A 738-nucleotide genomic window follows, 5' to 3' on the forward strand; every position below is an offset into this window, starting at 1 on the left:
GGGCAAAGTTAAGGATTAATTATCAGGAGTAATTATGCGGAACAGAATCATGCCTGGTGTTTACATAGTAATAATTCCTTACGTTATCGTAAGCATTTGCTATCTCCTTTTCCGCCACTACATTCCTGGTGTTTCTTTTTCAGCTCATAGAGATGGTCTTGGGGCGACATTGTCATCATATGCAGGAACCATGATTGCAATCCTGATTGCTGCCTTGACGTTTCTAATCGGAAGCAGAACGCGCCGACTGGCCAAGATTAGAGAGTATGGGTATATGACATCGGTAGTTATTGTCTATGCCCTTAGTTTTGTTGAGCTTGGAGCTTTGTTTTTCTGCGGGTTATTGCTTCTTTCCAGCATAAGCGGCTACATGATACCCACTATCGCCATCGGCATTGCCTCTGCATCGTTCATTCATATATGCATCCTTGTTTTCCAACTATATAATTTGACCAGAGAACAAGAATAACCCGGCCTCAGCGCCGGGTTTTCTTTGCCTCACGATCGCCCCCAAAACACATAACCAATTGTATTTATTGAAAAATAAATAGATACAACTCACTAAACATAGCAATTCAGATCTCTCACCTACCAAACAATGCCCCCCTGCAAAAAATAAATTCATATAAAAAACATACAGATAACCATCTGCGGTGATAAATTATCTCTGGCGGTGTTGACATAAATACCACTGGCGGTGATACTGAGCACATCAGCAGGACGCACTGACCACCATGA

The 738-nt window shown here is 42.0% G+C and carries 1 protein-coding gene; it reads left to right on the forward strand.

Going from position 1 to position 738, the window contains the following annotated elements; all coding sequences use genetic code 11:
• Window positions 1-49: 49 nt before the first annotated feature.
• On the forward strand, window positions 50-469 hold the full coding sequence (locus HP556_RS11950) for a protein rexB (RefSeq protein ID WP_002969635.1): 420 nt from the start codon (window positions 50-52) through the stop codon (window positions 467-469).
• The last annotated feature ends 269 nt before the right edge of the window (window positions 470-738 follow it).

Source organism: Tardiphaga robiniae (genome assembly GCF_013359755.1).
Classification (GTDB): domain Bacteria; phylum Pseudomonadota; class Alphaproteobacteria; order Rhizobiales; family Xanthobacteraceae; genus Tardiphaga; species Tardiphaga robiniae.